Genomic DNA, 18855 nt, shown 5'->3' on the forward strand with positions numbered 1-18855 from the left:
ATTTATTTGATAATTAATATAATTCTCGTCATTATTGCTGAAACGATTCAATAACGTTATTTAAGCAAATAATATGAATTATGTTAGATGATTTAATATAGCAACCCAGAGGTATTTATTATATGTTTCATTTAGTAAAAGAAGATATCCATTTAAATGAACAAGCCCCTAACAAAACTGAGGCGATAAAAAAAGTAGCTGCTGCTTTAACCAGTGCAGGATTTGTTGAGGAAGGATATGTAGATGGAATGCTTGAACGCGAAGAGCAAGCAGCAACTTATCTGGGTATTGGTCTTGCTATCCCTCATGGTACAACTAAAACTCGCCATTTAGTTAAAAAGACAGGTGTGCAAGTTTTTTGCTTTCCTAATGGAGTTGAATGGGGCGATGATGGTGAAAAGGCTTATCTAGCCATCGGTATTGCAGCTAGCTCTGATGAGCATTTGGAGTTACTTCGTCAATTAACGCATGTACTTAGCGCTGATGGTGTTGAAGAACGCATTAAAAACATTAAATCAGCAGATGAAGCAATTGCTATTTTAACTGGTAAACCAAGCATAGAAGATAGCCAATTTCTTGTAAATGAATCTTCATTGTTGTTGGATATTCCAGCTGATAGTTTAGGAACATTACAAGCATTAAATGCTTCACGTTTAAAACAACAAAATGCTGTAAATACTAATTTTATTACTTGTGTGCTGGAGAATAAACCAAACTATTTGGGTAGTGGAGTTTGGTTTAATGATAGTAAAGAAGGTAATTTAAAAAATGCGATAGCGATCAGTCGTACAATAAGTGATTTAAATGAAGATGGTAAACCAGTTAAATTGCTTATCACCATGTCGATGATAAATGACGCTATTGCCGACGTTGTAAATAATTTGGCCTCTTTAGCATTTAATAAAAAATTAGATCTTTTATTGTCAGCCAATATCGATAAAATTATTGATTTATTGGTTTCTAACCATCCATCTACAGATTCAAATCAGCCTGAGACTGAATTGTCCGCTACAAATCAAACTTCAGATACAAATAATCAAGTATTAACTCGTGAATTTATTGTTCCGAATGCAAATGGTCTACATACTCGCCCATCATCGGTATTAGTTAAATTAGTGAAAGAATTTAAAAGTAAAGTCACTGTTGCAAATCTTGATGGTAAAGCAGAACCAGTTAGTGCAACAAGTTTAATGAAAATTGTTGCCCTTGGTGCTAAAAAAGGCAGTCGATTACAGTTTACAGCAGTCGGTGATGATGCAGCTCAAGCACTAGATGCAATTGGAAAAGCGATTGAAAGTGGCTTAGGTGAGGGAACTGAATAATGAATTATCGCGTTGCAACTATTACTTTAAATCCTGCTTATGACCTTTTAGGATTTTGCCCCAAAGTAGAGCTTGGTGATGTTAACTTAGTTCAAACTAATGCTTTACTACCTGCTGGCAAGGGAATTAATGTCGCCAAAGTATTATCAGATTTAGATGTTAAATTAACACTAGGCGGATTTTTAGGTAAAGAAAACCGTGATGGTTTTAATTTATTATTTAATTCACTTAATGTTGAAGATAAATTTCAAACTGTAGAAGGTCGTACCCGCATTAATGTTAAATTAACCGAAGAAAATAGCGAAGTAACGGATCTAAATTTTTCTGGTTTTACTATTACTGAACAAGATTGGCAAAGTTTTGTTACAGATTCTCTCGAATGGTTAAAAGATTTTGATATGATCGCCATTAGTGGTAGTTTACCAGCAGGAGTGTCACTCGACAAATTCACCAACTGGATGGAACAAGTTAAAACAATTTGTCCAAAAGTTGTCTTTGATAGTAGTCGCGATGCATTAGTTGCAGGATTGAAAGCTAAGCCATGGTTAATAAAACCTAATGATAAAGAGCTTGAAATGTTTGTAGGACGCAAATTATCAACGTTAGCTGAAATAAAAGCGGCGGCTATGGAACTTATTGATGAAGGTATAGAAAACGTTGTCATTTCACTCGGTAGCAAAGGCGCTTTGTGGGTAACTAAACATGAAGCATGGTTAGCAAAACCACCAAAATGTCAGGTAGTAAGTACTGTTGGTGCAGGTGATTCAATGGTTGGTGGATTAATGTATGGACTTATGACCAATCAATCAATTAAAGACACTTTAGTTTTCGCGTCAAGTGTTGCTGCGTTATCTGTTGGACAAGCCGGAGTTGGTATTGCTGATCGTCAGGCTGTAACCAATATGTTGGATAAAATTGAAATCATTGCTGGATAGGAGTATTCATGAATATTTACATAATTGAGGGTAGCAATGCAGGCCCTGTTAATGGACGTTTGGCTAAAGCCGAATTGGTTTTAGCTGCTACTTCATTAAATTTAAATATAGTCGATAGTGTAGCATCTGCAGACGTAACTGTTGCTATCGGCTCAGGTGATGTCAGTGATAAAACAGTTATCGGTAAAAAGGTTTATGTTGTTAGTGATCTTAATGATATTTTTGCCGATCCTAAACAAGTACTCATTGATGCACAAAGTAAAGCTTCTATTTTCGAACAATCGACACAAAGTAATACAAGCTCTGTATCAGGCAATGGTGTAAAACGTATTGTTGCGGTTACCGCTTGTCCAACGGGTGTTGCTCATACATTTATGGCAGCCGAAGCGATTGAAGAAGAAGCGAAAAAACGTGGATGGTGGTGTAAAGTTGAAACGCGTGGTTCGGTTGGTGTTGGTAATGAATTAACGCCAGAAGAGGTGGCTTCTGCTGATGTAGTGATTGTAGCATGTGATATAGATGTCAATTTAAGTAAGTTTGCTGGTAAAAAGATGTACCGAACTAAAACCGGTCCAGCTCTTAAAAAGACTGCACAAGAATTAGATAGAGCTTTTGAAGAGGCTACAATCTATCAACCAGCTAGTTCTGCTTCAACAGCTAAATCAAGTAACGAGAAGAAAGGTGTCTATCAACATCTATTAACTGGTGTCTCTTACATGTTACCAATGGTTGTTGCAGGTGGATTAATCATCGCGTTATCATTTGCTTTTGGTTCATTTGAAATGGTTGATGGCGTACAAAAACTGGTAGGTGAATCTCATTTAGCACAAATTGGTGGGCTTGCATTCTCACTCATGGTACCTTTACTTGCTGGTTATATTGCTTATTCTATTGCTGATAGACCAGGTTTAGCTCCAGGGCTTGTAGGTGGTTTACTTGCTGTTTCTACTGGTGCTGGATTCTTAGGAGGTATTGTCATTGGTTATTTTGCTGGTTATTTAGCAATGTTAATTACTAAGTATTTACCATTACCGAAAACACTTGAAGCATTAAAACCAATTCTTATTGTGCCATTACTTGCTACATTAGCTACAGGCTTAGTTATGCAGTTTATTGTTGGTACGCCGATCGCATGGCTAATGGGCGCTTTAACTGTGTGGTTGAAATCAATGGGAACTGCCAATGCAGTTCTGTTAGGTGCAGTTTTAGGTGGTATGATGTGCACTGATATGGGTGGACCAATCAATAAAGTTGCTTATGCATTTGGTACAGGCTTAATTTCGGCCCAAGTATACGCACCAATGGCAGCGGTTATGGCTGGCGGAATGGTTCCTCCTTTGGCTATGGGTATTGCTACATTAATTGCTCGTAAAAAATTTGCTAAAGCTGAACAAGAAAGCGGTAAGGCTTCATTAGTATTAGGTTTATGCTTTATCTCTGAAGGGGCTATTCCTTTTGCTGCGCGTGATCCATTACGTGTTATTCCTTGCTGTATTATTGGTGGTGCAATTAGCGGTGGTTTAGCGTTAGCATTTGGTTCACAACTTATGACGCCACATGGTGGATTATTCGCTTTAGCTATCCCAGGCGTTGTTAAACCTGTTGGTGGTTATTTATTATCTATTTTAATTGGTTCTCTTGTGGCTGGTGTTGGTTATGCAGTTCTAAAACAGCCAGAATCAACTGCAGAAATGGCTTCTAATTAAAATCACTTATTTAAATGCAAAATGCCATCAATTGATGGCATTTTTTATTTTTGAATTATTTTTTTACCCAACGTTGCAAATCTTTAGGGATAAAATCATCCATTTTTTGTAGAATCGATTGTGGCTCATCAGACACAATTAAAGTTTTATAAAAACTGTCTCTAACAAATCCTTCATCGACAGCATGTTGTAAAAAATCAAGCATAGGTTGCCAAAATTTGGCTGCATTATACAATGCAACTGGTTTTTCATGATAACCAATTTGCATGCCAGTCCAAACTTCAAAGACTTCTTCTAAAGTACCTGTTCCTCCTGGCATAGCGATAAAGCCATCAGCTAATTCAGAAAGTCGCGCTTTACGTTGATGCATATTTTCAACAATTTCTAACCGTGTAATGTTATGGTGTGCTGTTTCGGCTTTGACTAGCCGCTCAGGAATAATTCCAATAACTTCACCACCATGATCTAAAACAGAATTAGCGATAATACCCATTAAACCTTTATTTCCACCACCATAAATTAATCGTCTATTCTGGTTTGCAATTAACACGCCTAATTGTTCTGCAGCTAGGCGATATTCTGGACGATTACCTTCACTGGCACCACAAAAAACACAAATATTTTTTTTCATAACTATTTATTTACCTTAACTATATAATTTTATCTATTCTAGCATGTTATTATCGAATTTGATTACAAGCTGAGCAATTAAGTTTAATTAATGTTTTTCACATTGACATAATCATTATAGATCGTTACTATCTTACCCCAAGTGTTCCTCCATAGTTCAGTCGGTAGAACGGCGGACTGTTAATCCGTATGTCACAGGTTCAAGTCCTGTTGGAGGAGCCAACTTTCACCTAATCCCTTCCTTTTTATTATTTTTGCTTTCGAATATATTTGTATAAATACATCAATTGTTATCTCTGACTTTAGTAAATATTTCATTTTTTGATTTCGAATCAAAATTCATTTTAAAATAGTTATTATATAATTATCTACTTAATATCAATAAGTTAATTAAAAAATATAGATGGTTTTTATTGATTTCTGCTATTCGCTGGTTTACACTTGCTAAGTTAATTGAATGACATAAAAGTAATTTAAAAGGAAAGGAAATCAAATATGAAAAAAACACTTGTTGCTTTGGCAACTATCGCCTGTTTCCCAGTTTTTGCTCAAACTGATACAACAGGATTTTATTTAGGTGGTCAATTAGGTGCGAGTATTTTAAAAGCAAACAGTATTAAAGATACATTCTATGATGATTATGGATCTGACACTTTTAAAATAGGATCTTTTAACAAAGGTAAAATCGCAGGGGCATTAAATATTGGTTATAACTTCAAGTATGATTTTGACCTTCCTCTACGTACTGAGTTATCTTATACGATGCGTGGTAATTCAAATAAGAAATATAGTCACAGCTATAGTGATGTTGTCTGGCCTGACGATCATCTTAAAACTAGTGACAGTCACAAAGTTCGTATGCATACTTTAATGGTAAATGCATATTATGATATTGAAACTAATCGTTCAATTACTCCTTTTGTTGGAGCAGGATTAGGTGTTGCTTTTACTAAGTTAGATCAGAAATATTCAGCACATTATAAAAACGGTTCTTTGGACGCTTCTGGTTCAATTGGTATGTCAGATACAAAAACAAGATTCGCTTGGAACGTAGCAGCTGGTGCAACTTATAATATTGATGAAAATATTGATATAGATTTTACTGCACGTTATGTTAATGCAGGTAAAACTTCTATAAAAACAAATATTCAAGGAATGAACGTAAAAGGTAATGTAAAATTAAGTTCGATTGATTTATTAGCAGGTATTCGTTACACTTTCTAATATTATATTTTAACTATAAAAGGGCTTTTGCCCTTTTTATTTTTCTGTGTGTTTTTCTAAACTCAATGTAAATTATATTACAAAATCATTATCCATATCTTTAGTTACATAACATTATTTTTTTAATGTTTCCAGAAGAATTTTTCTCCTTGAGTTTTGGTTTATAAACTTATTTCTATCATTATGAAACCGCCAAATTATTGATTGGTTATCAATATCATAAAGTATAGAAGTAAACAGAGTAACTAAATTGATAATTTATTGGTTTGAAATTACTATTATGCAATAACAAAAAAGTAGTAAAAAAAAGAAAAAAATATGTTAACTGTTTGTAGTAAGGTAATTTTTTGTGGCGTATAATTTAATTCCCTTTTATTTAATATTTTAATGTAAATTTAAAATGAAACGAAACATAATAATTGCAGCACTCATGTTAACGAGTCTATCTTGTGCAGCAGATCATACTTCACATTGGGGATATGAAGGACAAGAAAAACCAGAAAATTGGGGTAAATTATCGCCTGAATATTCGACATGTGAAAACGGTAAAAATCAGTCACCAATCAATATTGATCATGCATTAAAAACAGAACATGAAAACTTAAAGTTTTCTTTCAAACCAAGCAAACAAGAAATTATTAATAATGGACACACTGTACAGGTTAATGTTTCTGGAGATAACCAGTTAATATTGGATGATCAAATTTTCACATTACAACAATTTCATTTTCATACACCAAGCGAAAATACTATTAAAGGTAAAAGTTATCCTATGGAAGCACACTTTGTTTACAAAAATAAAGATGGAGAACTTACTGTCGTTGCCTTAATGTTTAATAATGGTGAAGCAAATCCTGAAATTGCAAAGGCTTGGCAACAAATGCCAGCAGAAATAGATAATAAAACAATTTTAGAAAAAACTGTTGATATCAAAACATTATTTCCTAAAAAATTAGATTATTACCGCTTTAGTGGATCATTAACAACACCACCGTGTAGTGAAGGTGTAAGATGGATTGTATTAGAACAAGCAGTAACTGCTTCAGATGAACAAATTCAAAAATTCCATTCAATTATGCATCATAACAATAACCGCCCAGTTCAGTCATTGAATGGTAGAGTTATTGTTGATTGATTAATTTATTTATTTGACTGGCTTTAAAATAAATATTTATAAAGCCAGTTATAATAAATTTTAAAATTGATTAATTTATTAAATTTAAAAGTGAAATACAAATATTTTTACAACAAAAGTAGTTTATAATTTAATCATAACTATGTTAATTGATTGTTACATACATTTATTTAGAGTATTAACCTCATTATTAATCTGAAAATATTAGCTCTGAGTAAAATATATCAGACATTTCCTTATTTCCTAAATCACGATCAAGGAGAGCTTGTAATTGTTGATCAAATTCCAGATAATACTTTTTAAATTTTTCTTTATGATAAAGCCTTTTATATAAATATTTTCTGGCGTAAAGGCCATGATAAATATCTTCATAAGAATATTGCTTTTTTTCCCAATCTTTTAATGTAAATAATTGAACTTTTTCTTCAAATGAAAGTTTATTTGCTTTTTTAATTAGTACACATCGCGAAACAGCTATGCCATGAGGAATTTGTCGCGTATCACTTTTTCCTGTTTATATTAACCAAGAAAGAGTTTTCTATTATTACTCGTTTAGCAAATATTGCTATACAATAGCGATGAGGTCTTTTCCAATCAATAGGTTTATTCAGTTGCATCATAAATTTTTTATCTTCAATAACACATTGATTTTGTTCTAATAAATTTATACCAAGTGTTTTATATGTCTCATTAGTATCTCGTCGAAAAATAACTACAAAAGCACTAGTATAAGGCTCAGTTACGTCTAGACTCGAGCATCGAAATAATTATTTTTTACTAAAGATATGTTTACCCTTCTCCTATTTCCCATTTTAATCACCTTATAACATATAGACTGATATTCATTACATTTATCAAATATTGAACAAAGATAGTTTTAATTTTATGTTCATTTTAATGATGATACTACAACAAAGAACAATTTAATTCATTATGTTATAAAATAATAAATTATAATTTGTAATAATTAAAAAGCTCAACTTAATAGGTTAAATGCTTAAAAATTAAAAAACATCACATCAACAATTATGTTTTTAAAAAAACATATGATTAATGTTATAAACTGAATAATATTGAACAATATTTTGTTCGAACTGAATAAGACTACAATTAAATAAGCAGAGTATGCTAGTTGATAATCTTATCAATATGGAATTATTGAGACTGCTAAAATAGTAAATTTAAGTAATTAAAGATGATCGCCAAATTAACATAGGTCATAAAAAGCTAATTTGACGATACTGTAAAAGTTAGTAATATTATCGCTTATTAAGATTGTTAAAGATAACTTTAACTTCTTCTTTCAGACTTTCACCACAATAAACCATAGAAGTATCGTAATTTTCATATTGGGGTTCACGAGATGCACTAAACCAATTAAATGAACCAATACACAGTAAATTATCATCGCTTATAACGATTTTACTATGAACTCGTCGAACTAACTTGGTAGTGATTCCTTTTTCGTTTAATAGCTTTATAGCAATATCTAAGTTTTCTTTTTTCTTTTCTCGTTTCATAGGATTAATGTGTTGGATATTGAAATTTTCATCAGTGATTACGTTTACTTGGATACCTTTGGCTATTGCTTTGGTCATAGAATCAATGAATCCGGTTTGTTTAAGTTTTTCCATATTAATCCATGGGGAAATAATAGTGATATGTTTTACAGTACTCGCTATTGTTTCATTTAAAAATTTATCATGTTCTTTTACACCATTCAGAGTATATATTTGGGTATTAAGTTGATTTAAATCTTTTCTTTGTTTATATTCGAAATATAATGCATTTTCTTCATATGCAAATAAGTATTTGGCAAGTAATCCTCTTGGTGATGACGATGGTTGAATTTCAAATAGGTCCATATCACCAAAAACAAGAAAACTATCCTTAGCCCGTGAAACAGCAACATTTAACATACTAAGATCATTATCAATAAAACTACCATCTTCATGTTTTGAATATACGGGCGAAAATATGATAATTGCTCTTTCGGCTCCTTGAAGTGAGTGCACCGTACCGACAGTGATAGATTCGTCATTATATCCAGTGTTAATACCCTTATTATTCAGTATATTTTTGACGATTGAAACTTGAGCGCTAAATGGTGATACTATCGCTACTATTTGCTCGATAGGTTTGCCATAATGATCTTCAATACGTTGTCGATTTTCAACTAACCAGGCCGAAATTGTTTCCGCTTCTAAAAGATTGAATCGGCTTCCGGTATTTTTTTTCTCGACTCTTCCATCAATATGGAGATAGCCCATGAATGGAAATAAATTATTATCACTATAGCCTCTTTTAGGCTGTAATTTCCCTTGATAACTAAGCTCATTACAAAACCCTATAATTTTATCATAACAACGACGGTGTTCGTAAAGATACATACCTCTGGCTAAATCAGTGTCATAATGATAACGTGAAGAAAATTGTGCAATTTTCATTACGCTGCCTGAAGCTGAACATTTTCCCATTTCAGCAATTAGATCATATTCTGCGGTGATTTTTTCTTGTGTATCTCCTGTCAAAATTTTTTCTTCTAACATATTGCCAATGTCAATCGACGAAGTGATGTTCCATATTGGAGGAATTTGCGCAGTATCTCCAATAACGAGTGCTTTTTTGGCTAACGCAAAAGAAGCGGCAGCAACTTCAGGCAGTACTTGTCCTGCCTCATCGATGATAAGTAAATCAGCAAAGTTATAAGCATAGTTATCCTCGAATTTTGATCCATTATGTTTTGATATACACATATGTGAAGGAAGCATATAACAGGTCATAACGACACATGGTGTTAACATCATTCTACGATGCCAACGCGGTTCTACTGCTTTAATTCCTGTTTTCTTTTTCTCTTCATCAAGATTAGCAATTTCATCTATAGTCATCAACCAACGTCCTTCCCAGTAGTGAGTGGTTAATAGAAAAATGTCAAATCTAATTTGTGTATCCGCTAGATCATCAATTTGTGATAAATTGGGTTCTTTATCATTTTTATAACCAAGTTCAGAAGCAATGTTTAGCCATTTTGTTAAAATCTCTTGTTCTTGTTGGATAATTTGATTTACGTTATTAATTTGTTGTTTATAATCTTTCTGTTTTAATTTCTCTTTATTTAGTAATTCATTGATTAAATGGCTAATATTATCAATATTGATTGATTCTTTTTCAATATCAAAACCCTTTAATTTTTCCGCAAGGAGAAGTTTAATTTGGTAATAACGTTTTTTGCGAACTGCAGGAAGCCATGAAAATAATGAAATAAACAGAGATTCATTGGCTAAATACTTTTCCCATTCATTTAAGGCAAAGCTTAATTTATCTATTTCCGATGTTGCATTAGACAGTTTTAGGTTAAGATCATTAAGATGAATATCGATATCATCATCAGATACTAACTTACTTTTTTCACGAATTTTAAGTAAGTTATCCCAAGTTTGTTTTATGTCAATTAATCTGTGTGACTGTTCAACAAGCTTTTTATGTAGTAACGACGTGATTTTTTTAGGAGATGAACAATCGTCATTGGGGAAAGCTATTTTTGCTTTATCTAAATAAGAAGATAGAGCTTTTTTAATATACTCTTTCGATTCTACGTCACTAAAAAATTTTTGGGTATGATATTTATTTAGATCTTCATCTTTCTTAGTATTTGAAGGGAAATAAGCACCAAAACTATTTATATCAGGTAACCAGCGACCTGACATTTTTGGATCTGTCCCTTTGGAAAAATCTTTTCCAAATGCTTCAATGATGTTGGTAACGGCTTGGTTATTAGTAGAGGTAGCAAGCACAATAGGTGGATTTATTTCTTCAGCTAGCGCAGCTTTAGCCCATAGCGTTGCAATAATAGATAAAATTAAAGTCGTTTTTCCGGTTCCAGGTGGACCATTTACCGCTAAAATATCGCCATTATTTGTTCTGAGAAAATGACTTAATGCATCTCGCTGAGCTAACGCTAAAGGGAATTGATCTCCTGAATGACCTAATCTTTCATTAAATGTATCTTTAGTTGCAATTAACGGTTCTATATCACTTTCGGTTAAGTTAGCAAAACGCTTGAATAATGGAACTTCTGTTTTATTGACCAATAGATGATCGTAAAGAGCAAGGATATGTTTACTTGCACCAATAAACTTTGTTTTTTTTATGATATATGCATATTCTGCAAGTTCGTAATCTTTTTGCGTGTTGATCCATGAGTCAGCAATGCTATTTAATAGATTCACTGAATCTTCTAAATACAATTTCCACTGTCGTTGATATTCTTCATATCTTTTTTGTTTTTCTTCTTTAGTTTCATTTTTTTCTAGGTGGGACTCGTCATAATACATAGATGATGAGATATTAGCGTTTTTAGTTTTGTATTTATCATATTCTGATATTTCTCCAATAGAAAAGGAGCCATAGGCGAGAGGTTCAAGCAGATCTCTAGGGATTGTAGCTGAAATTGGAAATAAAAATCCCTCACGATTTATTTTTGCAATTATTACTAATGGCGTAACACAGTATGGACTACCTGCAATACGATCTTTACCATGTTTTATTAAGCGATTAAAAACGGTAGGACGTAAAACAACATCTACGGTATTGGTATCACGTTGTTCATCTTTAAAAAAATACTCCGTAGTGGTATTATCAAGGCGACCCGATGAAACATCATTCCATATACTAAAATTTTTAATATTTTGATCTTCAAGTGCACCTTTTCCTGATTCAGCATCTGCTAATGAATTCCGCCAATAAGAGGCAAATTTTAAATAATCATCGTCCATTTCTATTCCTACAAATAACCTAATAAATCTTTAAGCACTTTAGATAACCGATATTAAGTATAATCAAATCTATGAATAATCTCAAAATCTATTAAAGAAATTTGTAACTATTTCCGATTATCAGTGATTTTTGTTAATCCATTAAATTAATCAAGACTCATGCTAAAAAATTTTGGTAGGGCACAGAGAGTACACATCAGCCTATGGATTAGCGAGATCTGAAAAACATAGATCAAGGTCTAACTCATTTGATAATTCAAAAGATAAATATTTACTGGACAAGTTTTAACTAAATTTTAAAGCTCTTTCACATAAATAGCGAAGTTATGCATACTATAAACTGATTGAAACTTCTGCTCATGATTATTCGCACTTTAGGTATACAGTTTTTATGTATATTGTATTTATATTTCTAAGTATATATCTAAAAATTTTAGTTATAAATGTATCACTATTGGTGATTAATGAAAAATAAATCATGTTTAATATCTAATAGTTATTTGTTTTGATGTGTTTTAAAGGATTTAAAAGAATGTTACTGAATAGTTAATTGGGCTGGCGGGAGTTGAATTATTTAATAACTAATTTATTAATTGATATAAAATATTTTAATTTTTTTCGTAGTCCAATTTGGGGGCCAATGGGGAATTTTATTTACACTAGGTCTGTCACCAACTAAAATATCTATTTTCACATTACAGAAAATTACTGACAAATATGCTTTAAGAAAAAAGGTTGCTCTTAAATTATCTCCTCAAAACTAGTGGCAAAATAATTAATTCCGTTAATATATAAGTGTTAAATCGTCACTCTCGCAAAAGTAAACTATCTAAGAAAAATTAACTTTTAATATATAAAATTATCCTTCATATCGGCATCATAAAAAATAATGACATGCCGTTATGCTGAATATTTATTTTGTATAAGGTGATGATAATGAAACTAAAAGAATTAATTATTCACTAAAGAAAACTCATAGTGGCAAAAGAACAGATATCTGCGTAAAGTCATTTTTGTGTAATTTCATAGATGATTCAAAGCCTTTCCAAGCAATAAAAATAGAAAGTATTGATCACTTTTTTACTACGATGAAAGATGCTGATTTTGCTCATGTTTATGGATAAAATAATTTTTTTATTTTTCAGCTTACTATTTTCATGATGATAGATTTTCTGTTGGAAGAAATTATTTTATAAAAGAATCTGATTTAATGAAAGTTGCAAAATTATTTCATTTTTTACAACTAAAAGGCTTAATCCTCCCAATGGTTTCATATCTTGAATTACATGAAAAGATAAAGTTGAATGGCTTTGAAGATAGAATTAAGAAATTTAAAACTCGTTGGAAAAACGAAATGAGTATATTTAATGAGTTATCAAAAGTAAGAGTGGAATCAACGACAGTTGCAAGTTCAATATTCATTAACTCTACTGGATGTTTACTTTGCGGTGATAAAGATTATTACACTGTAACATCAACAATTAATGTAGAAAAAAGCTTTATGATTGGATTTAATCTTTGCAATCTTCATCTGAAAACGGCTCAAAATGAAGATAGTTTCATTGAATATTTAGCGACTATTTCTAAACAAAAATTACCTTTTAAATCCTTACCATTAGATATTAAAGAACATATTGCTCTTATTGTAGAATGGTTACCTAAAGAATTAAATTGTTATATTGAAAATATTAATAATAATACAATTACATTAATTAGATCTTCAGGTATAAATGTAATATTTCGCCTTGATTCATTAACTAATTATGCCTATATGATTATTAATTTAGCCGGTAAGGAGGTTGCTCGTATAGATTCGGCTAATTACCATAATATTAATTATGGTCCTGATCATATTCACTTAAATTTATCAAAGAAAAAACGTAGTTGTAATTAGTTTTACAACTGGTAGTCCATTACTTGATATAAAGAAAATACTTAAAATAATTGAACAAGAAGAAGCCAGAATAAAGTAATAACCCAATTAATGTTGCATCACTTATATGAAAGATCTTAATTTTTCTGGAAATTGTTTTTCAAAAATTAATGAAATTGGCAACTTATGGTACAAGATTCACGCTACAATTGAGTAGTGTTTTTTTTATTCAAAATCGATTACTTGTTAAATAAAAATTTTTATTTTAATGTTAAATGATTTTTCAGGTTTCCTAATTTTTTCATTAAATAACGTTTATTTAAATGAACCATCTAGAATGCCCAATTAATACTTGGTATTTTAGTTAAGAAATCATAATAATGATATTATTTTTCTAAAATTCATTTCGATTATTTTTTCAACCTCTAAAATACTGATATTCCATAACCCTGATAAAAAAGGGTATAACTTATTTACATCCCAAGGCATAAGGCTCTTTTTGTTATATGTTCCAAATGGGCCATCGGTTTCTGTGAGAATTTTATCTCGTGGTATTATTGAAATTACTTCTCTGCCATTTTGTCCTTTAATCATAGCGGGTCCAACAGAAAACCAACAGCCTTGCTGAATTGCCTGTTGTAGCTCATTTTTACTTCCAGAAAACCAATGTAAAATTGGAATTCCATCTATTCTTTTTAGCTCAGATAAAATTTCTAATACAGCTTTTCGCGAGTGAATGGACATCAGTCTTCCACCATCACGATTAACTCTTGATAATATGTGGTGAAAAACTTTTAATTGTTCTTTATAAAACGATTTATATTCATTGCTTCCATCTAAACCAATCTCTCCAATATACTTAGATTGGGGGAAAAGCATATCAAAAATATCAAGCTCATTAATCCTTAAATGAGCAAGTTCTGGATGTAATCCAAGAGCAGTTTTTATCTTTGGGTAACCTAATGCTAATCGTTGAGTTCCTAGCCAAGCTTTCGGAGTTGTTGTAACAGAAAGGGCATAAAGCCCTTTTTGTTTACAAGATTCAACTATATTTTTAGGATCAGAGTATAGATCTAAGTGGCAATGCATATCAATAAGCAAAACAATTCTCTCTTTTTAATAATTCTTCCACTTCTTTTAGGCCTCTTTTAAAAATATCTTCATATTGAGGTAATAATTGATGTTCAAGAGGCCCGCTCTTACTAACCCAATTTTTTACATTAACATTATCCAATTGTTTTATAGCTCTAATCAGTGAAAATAAATCATCCCTACCATTTTGGTTATTCTTTACAAATTTTGCCAATGTATCATTTTCACCATAATTATAAAGAACAGATTCTGTGATATGCCCTGTATTTAGCGAAGCTTGCCTTATTAAACAAGGAACACAATAGCCACATTGTTGATTTTTTCTTTTCCAATGACTACAGGATACTGTGTCATCAACAATTTTCTTTAATAATGTTAAGTTACGACATGAAAGAACCATCTCTCCTTTTGTTTTGAATTGATAAGGGTTTTTAATTGAAATATTAAAACCAATTTGATCTAAAATATTTTGAATTAATCCTATAAAATATGGATGAGTTGTTCTTGTACTTAACGAACCAATTCTTCTGTTTGTTAAAGGCGCATTTAATGAAATAAAACCATTCTCAGGAACAAACAAATTGATATTTTGAAGATTATTAGTTTTTTTGACTGCGTCACACCCAATCACTGCTAATGCTAAAAAAATTATACTTCTCGTTCTCATACTTATATCAGTTTTTCTACCACTAGAACGAGGATTAGCAAACGCGGCAAAGTGAGAGAGCCTTCCTTTAAGATGATGGGCAATAGAATTTTGTTTCTTTTTATCCCCTTTATAAGAATAGCTGACAAGTAATGGCTTATATTTTTCCTCTAAAAGATCAATAACGCCAATAGCACTATCTAATCCTCCGGAAAAGAGAGACACAGAATCTAAGCCATTTAAGTTTACTAATGTATGACGACTATTACCAAAGGGCTTAGGAGGAAGATAACCGCCTGTAGAGAAATTCAAATACCATATATCTCCACTTAAAAAGTGTAGCGCTTTAGTTAAGATTGGTTTTATTGAATTCCACTGAACATGGTTATTCACAGGGATGTATAGTTCAATATTCCTTGTCCAGCCATCACAAGTTGAGCCTCTATCAATAAATGTATCTGCAGCAATAACAGATAGAGCGATAGTCAAAAAATCCATTACTTCTTCAGATAGAGGAACACCTAATCTCTGTATTTTATTAATGATAGGACTACCTATAGTTGCCACATCGCTACGTGGAACTACTCCATCTTTTTTTATAACAGCATCTCGGTTATAAATTTGAACAGGAATTACATCATCAGATGATAGGGGTAATTGTTTATAATCGTGGTTTATATACATTTTCATTATAGATAATTCTCCCATTCATTCCAAATATCAACAATAACTTCTTTTTGGATTTTATTGATTTCTTTTACAGAGAAATGATAATCTTTTTTGTCTATTTTAGGCCTCATGTAGTTATCTACAATAACGTTAATCACTTCCCTTAAATCGGTTTCTGCATCCTGTAATTGTTTAGTTGTATCAGCATTATTCCAGCTTTGACCTGTATCACCTGTGATTTGTAAAAATATACTTTCAGATAAATAATTAATCATAGTGGCAATTATAAGATCATCTGTAATTATATCAGCTTTAAAATTATCACTACCTTCAAAAGCTTCTGAAAGAGCTTGGTTTATTGCACTATTAATTTTTTCGGAATCACCATCATTTCCAGCGAGAAAATGAGATATTCTCGCTATGACTTCTTCGCAAGTACGCCCTATAAAGTCGGATAGTGTGAAAACTTCCCCCTCACTAGTTATAGTTCCACTATCCAATAAACCAAACAGATTACCACCAGCTTGAATAACTGAACTCATTCTCTTACTAGCAGTTTGTCCCCCACCTGTAGCTTTCTTTGAATATTGCCCTAAAGCTTTTCTTAAGTTATTTCTATCTCTATTTTTTACATATTTTCCCATTGACGTTCTAAAGTCTTTTAATTGTGCTCCTTCACCACCTGTCATAGGATTTGTATTATCGGCCCATGGAGGGACTAATGGTGCTCCATTTTTAGGCCCTTTACTCGATTGCGATGTCCCCATTTATATCCCCTTATACCATTCTCGATTTTTTAGGTCTGTTTCCATCCATTTAGCTTTTTCAACTAAACCATCAATAAAACGACATAATATATTAGCTGCACTTGATGATCTTTCTGCTAACAAGCATGCTCCAGCATAACCTCGTGGGCGTTTATTCCACTCTGTGATTTTTCTTAATGAATTAACAAGAGCCTCCATTATTGGAACATGCTCATCAAATGATAGAGTATCTAAGGCTTTTTTAGCCGCTAGAGAACTAGTTTTATCTGTACTTAATAATATATCTAAGGCTTCACGAGCTTTAGGTGATAAATTATTATTATATATAGATGTTAAAATCGTCTCTCTTGAAAGGTAAGTTGCTGCAGTCAAATCTTTGTCATATAAAGAAGGTTCTAACTTAGACCAACTTTCGATAAAGTCTTTAGTTGATTCATCTTTACTCCATGATTGAGGAGTATCTGGATGAAATTCTTTTTTATTAGTAACTTCTAAAGATTGAAAAACCAGTTTAGATTTTTCGACTGAATTGATCAAATTATATAAATCATTAGTTGCATCTTCATTTACGCATCTTTCAAAAATAACTAACTTAGTGATAATATTTTCATCTAGCGGAATACCTCTACGTTTAGCAATTTGAACTCGCATTTTTACCACGTTTAATAAACGTTTTACAATACGAGGATTACCATGAATGATTGGTGAATTAACAAGAAGTGGAGATATTCTATCAACTAGATCATAAGATCTAGCTATATCAGAGTTCAAATTTTGTTCTAACAACTCTAACACGTCTTCTTTTGAAATAGCTTTAGAACGCCAAGACTCTTGTAAGTTTTTTTCTAGGGTCTTTCGTAGAAGTTCTAATTTATTTTCATTCAAATTATATTCTTGAGCATATAACATAAATAAGTAGGAACGGATTTCTAATAAACCAACAGTTGGTACTCTGATTGGAACTTGAATCAGTTTATCAAGATAATCAACATGATGTCTTTCAGATGCCCCTTTAAAATGCTCAGCTACCGCCGCTCTGATCATTCCTTCATCAGCGGCAATAATAAAAGCAGTATTAGGTAAAAAAAGAAATAACCTGATAGATTCTAATGTATGAATCGCATTAACAGGTAGACATCTATCTAAGTTATCAATATTTACTATTAATGTAATATTCAATTCTTGTAGTATTGCACTATATTCTTTCCTAAAAGCATTAATTTGTTGTGGCGGAGTGTGCTTCTTTTCTGGTTTGAGTAATGACTTTCCTGTTTTTACGAGGTCGGTACCAACCTCAGTCATCGCTTTATATTCATTCTCATTCTGTATTCCATCAAATACATTATTGACTACATTTAAAGATTTGGATACCAATCCAAAAGTAGGGATTCCTGCAGCAAGTAATCCACCCTCAACAAGCAAGCCTAAACTTCTAACTGCATCGACTCTCTTTAAAAGATTTAATGTTTTATCTATTAACCTTTCATTACCTTTTGCAGCTTCGTGTAATTTAGTAGCTATCGTTTCTAGTAATGCAGCCCTTGCATCGTCATATCCTTGATACAACCATGCATCAAAATTAATCACTAGTTTTTTCTTGTCAGTATTATTGACTGTTACTTCTTTTTCAATTAACCTTAATAAGGTTGACTTACCAGCACCCCAATTACCAAAAATACCAATAGAGACAGGAAGCATTGATGGTGAATTTAATATGTTGGTTACAATACTTGAAACTTCACCGAAATTTAAGTAATCATCATTTGACTCGATATCTGACCACATAACTTATTCCTTATAATAATCAGATTTATATGCTACTAGACTTCAATTAAATCCAATTTAATGGGATATGATTGGCCTAATGAAATATAATCAATTTTATTTAAATAAGATAAATTTTATTAAATTTTTTGTAAATATAATTTTACCTACTTTTGCGTAAAAGTATACCTATGTCACATTTTATTAGAAATGGTAGCTTATCTTTTGTTCACACCGCCAAATAAATCCTAACCACCTCAATCCGCTCATGCCCAAGTTCCCGATTACTTGCCGAGCCCATTGATCTTTGATTT

Annotated in this window: 12 protein-coding genes and 1 tRNA gene; 7 read left to right on the forward strand and 6 right to left on the reverse strand. The window is 31.9% G+C overall.

Going from position 1 to position 18855, the window contains the following annotated elements; all coding sequences use genetic code 11:
• Positions 1–122: 122 nt before the first annotated feature.
• Genes fruB through fruA form a run of 3 tightly spaced genes read left to right on the forward strand, consistent with a single transcriptional unit; the run spans position 123 to position 3963 of the window.
• Entirely contained in the window at positions 123–1322 is a 1200-nt protein-coding gene (gene fruB, locus A9G17_RS09500) for a fused PTS fructose transporter subunit IIA/HPr protein (protein WP_065738493.1), read from the forward strand.
• Entirely contained in the window at positions 1322–2257 is a 936-nt protein-coding gene (gene fruK, locus A9G17_RS09505) for a 1-phosphofructokinase (protein ID WP_065738494.1), read from the forward strand. The genes fruB and fruK overlap by 1 nt, the downstream gene beginning before the upstream one ends.
• Before the next feature lie 8 nt (positions 2258–2265).
• Positions 2266–3963: a PTS fructose transporter subunit IIBC gene (gene fruA, locus A9G17_RS09510; RefSeq protein WP_065738495.1), complete on the forward strand. Its 1698-nt coding sequence runs from the start codon at positions 2266–2268 to the stop codon at positions 3961–3963.
• Between the two features lie 55 nt (positions 3964–4018).
• On the opposite strand, the gene A9G17_RS09515 is transcribed toward fruA, so the two are convergent.
• A complete protein-coding gene (locus A9G17_RS09515) occupies positions 4019–4594 on the reverse strand; it encodes an LOG family protein (protein WP_065738496.1) in 576 nt (191 codons plus the stop codon).
• A gap of 145 nt (positions 4595–4739) precedes the next feature.
• On the opposite strand from A9G17_RS09515, the gene A9G17_RS09520 reads away from it, so the two are divergent.
• The 3 genes from A9G17_RS09520 (at position 4740) to A9G17_RS09530 (ending at position 6952) form a co-directional block, all read left to right on the forward strand.
• Positions 4740–4815, forward strand: a tRNA-Asn gene (locus tag A9G17_RS09520).
• A gap of 273 nt (positions 4816–5088) precedes the next feature.
• Entirely contained in the window at positions 5089–5817 is a 729-nt protein-coding gene (locus tag A9G17_RS09525) for an outer membrane protein (RefSeq protein ID WP_065738497.1), read from the forward strand.
• Positions 5818–6217: 400 nt separating this feature from the next.
• Positions 6218–6952 carry a carbonic anhydrase gene (locus A9G17_RS09530; RefSeq protein WP_065738498.1) on the forward strand — a complete coding sequence of 245 codons (735 nt, stop codon included), beginning with the start codon at positions 6218–6220 and terminating at the stop codon, positions 6950–6952.
• Between the two features lie 1259 nt (positions 6953–8211).
• Here A9G17_RS09530 and A9G17_RS09535 read toward each other — a convergent pair.
• Positions 8212–11730, reverse strand: a complete 3519-nt coding sequence (locus A9G17_RS09535; protein ID WP_065738499.1) for an AAA domain-containing protein — start codon at positions 11728–11730, stop codon at positions 8212–8214.
• Between the two features lie 1210 nt (positions 11731–12940).
• On the opposite strand from A9G17_RS09535, the gene A9G17_RS09540 reads away from it, so the two are divergent.
• Positions 12941–13624: a hypothetical protein gene (locus tag A9G17_RS09540; protein WP_065738500.1), complete on the forward strand. Its 684-nt coding sequence runs from the start codon at positions 12941–12943 to the stop codon at positions 13622–13624.
• A gap of 351 nt (positions 13625–13975) precedes the next feature.
• Here A9G17_RS09540 and qatD read toward each other — a convergent pair whose 3' ends face one another.
• From qatD to A9G17_RS09560, 4 genes are read right to left on the reverse strand one after another with little or no spacing between them, the layout of a single operon-like run.
• Positions 13976–14704: a Qat anti-phage system TatD family nuclease QatD gene (gene qatD, locus A9G17_RS09545; RefSeq protein ID WP_218059718.1), complete on the reverse strand. Its 729-nt coding sequence runs from the start codon at positions 14702–14704 to the stop codon at positions 13976–13978.
• On the reverse strand, positions 14694–16049 hold the full coding sequence (gene qatC / locus A9G17_RS09550; RefSeq protein WP_065738501.1) for a Qat anti-phage system QueC-like protein QatC: 1356 nt from the start codon (positions 16047–16049) through the stop codon (positions 14694–14696). Before qatC ends, qatD begins: the two co-directional genes overlap by 11 nt.
• Positions 16031–16777 carry a hypothetical protein gene (locus A9G17_RS09555; RefSeq protein ID WP_065738502.1) on the reverse strand — a complete coding sequence of 249 codons (747 nt, stop codon included), beginning with the start codon at positions 16775–16777 and terminating at the stop codon, positions 16031–16033. Before A9G17_RS09555 ends, qatC begins: the two co-directional genes overlap by 19 nt.
• Positions 16778–18562: a KAP family P-loop NTPase fold protein gene (locus A9G17_RS09560; protein WP_065738503.1), complete on the reverse strand. Its 1785-nt coding sequence runs from the start codon at positions 18560–18562 to the stop codon at positions 16778–16780.
• Positions 18563–18855 lie beyond the last annotated feature (293 nt).

Source organism: Gilliamella sp. wkB7 (genome assembly GCF_001693435.1).
GTDB classification, from domain to species: domain Bacteria; phylum Pseudomonadota; class Gammaproteobacteria; order Enterobacterales; family Orbaceae; genus Gilliamella; species Gilliamella apicola_N.

Excerpts from the sequence above, each read along its gene's own strand:
- A9G17_RS09525 (WP_065738497.1), top strand. The coding sequence starts at position 5,089 with ATGAAAAAAACACTTGTTGCTTTGGCAACTATCGCCTGTTTCCCAGTT.
- qatC (WP_065738501.1), bottom strand. The coding sequence starts at position 16,049 with ATGGGAGAATTATCTATAATGAAAATGTATATAAACCACGATTATAAA.
- A9G17_RS09560 (WP_065738503.1), bottom strand. The coding sequence starts at position 18,562 with ATGTGGTCAGATATCGAGTCAAATGATGATTACTTAAATTTCGGTGAA.
- fruB (WP_065738493.1), top strand. The coding sequence starts at position 123 with ATGTTTCATTTAGTAAAAGAAGATATCCATTTAAATGAACAAGCCCCT.
- fruA (WP_065738495.1), top strand. The coding sequence starts at position 2,266 with ATGAATATTTACATAATTGAGGGTAGCAATGCAGGCCCTGTTAATGGA.
- A9G17_RS09555 (WP_065738502.1), bottom strand. The coding sequence starts at position 16,777 with ATGGGGACATCGCAATCGAGTAAAGGGCCTAAAAATGGAGCACCATTA.
- A9G17_RS09515 (WP_065738496.1), bottom strand. The coding sequence starts at position 4,594 with ATGAAAAAAAATATTTGTGTTTTTTGTGGTGCCAGTGAAGGTAATCGT.
- A9G17_RS09530 (WP_065738498.1), top strand. The coding sequence starts at position 6,218 with ATGAAACGAAACATAATAATTGCAGCACTCATGTTAACGAGTCTATCT.
- A9G17_RS09535 (WP_065738499.1), bottom strand. The coding sequence starts at position 11,730 with ATGGACGATGATTATTTAAAATTTGCCTCTTATTGGCGGAATTCATTA.
- fruK (WP_065738494.1), top strand. The coding sequence starts at position 1,322 with ATGAATTATCGCGTTGCAACTATTACTTTAAATCCTGCTTATGACCTT.
- A9G17_RS09540 (WP_065738500.1), top strand. The coding sequence starts at position 12,941 with ATGAAAGTTGCAAAATTATTTCATTTTTTACAACTAAAAGGCTTAATC.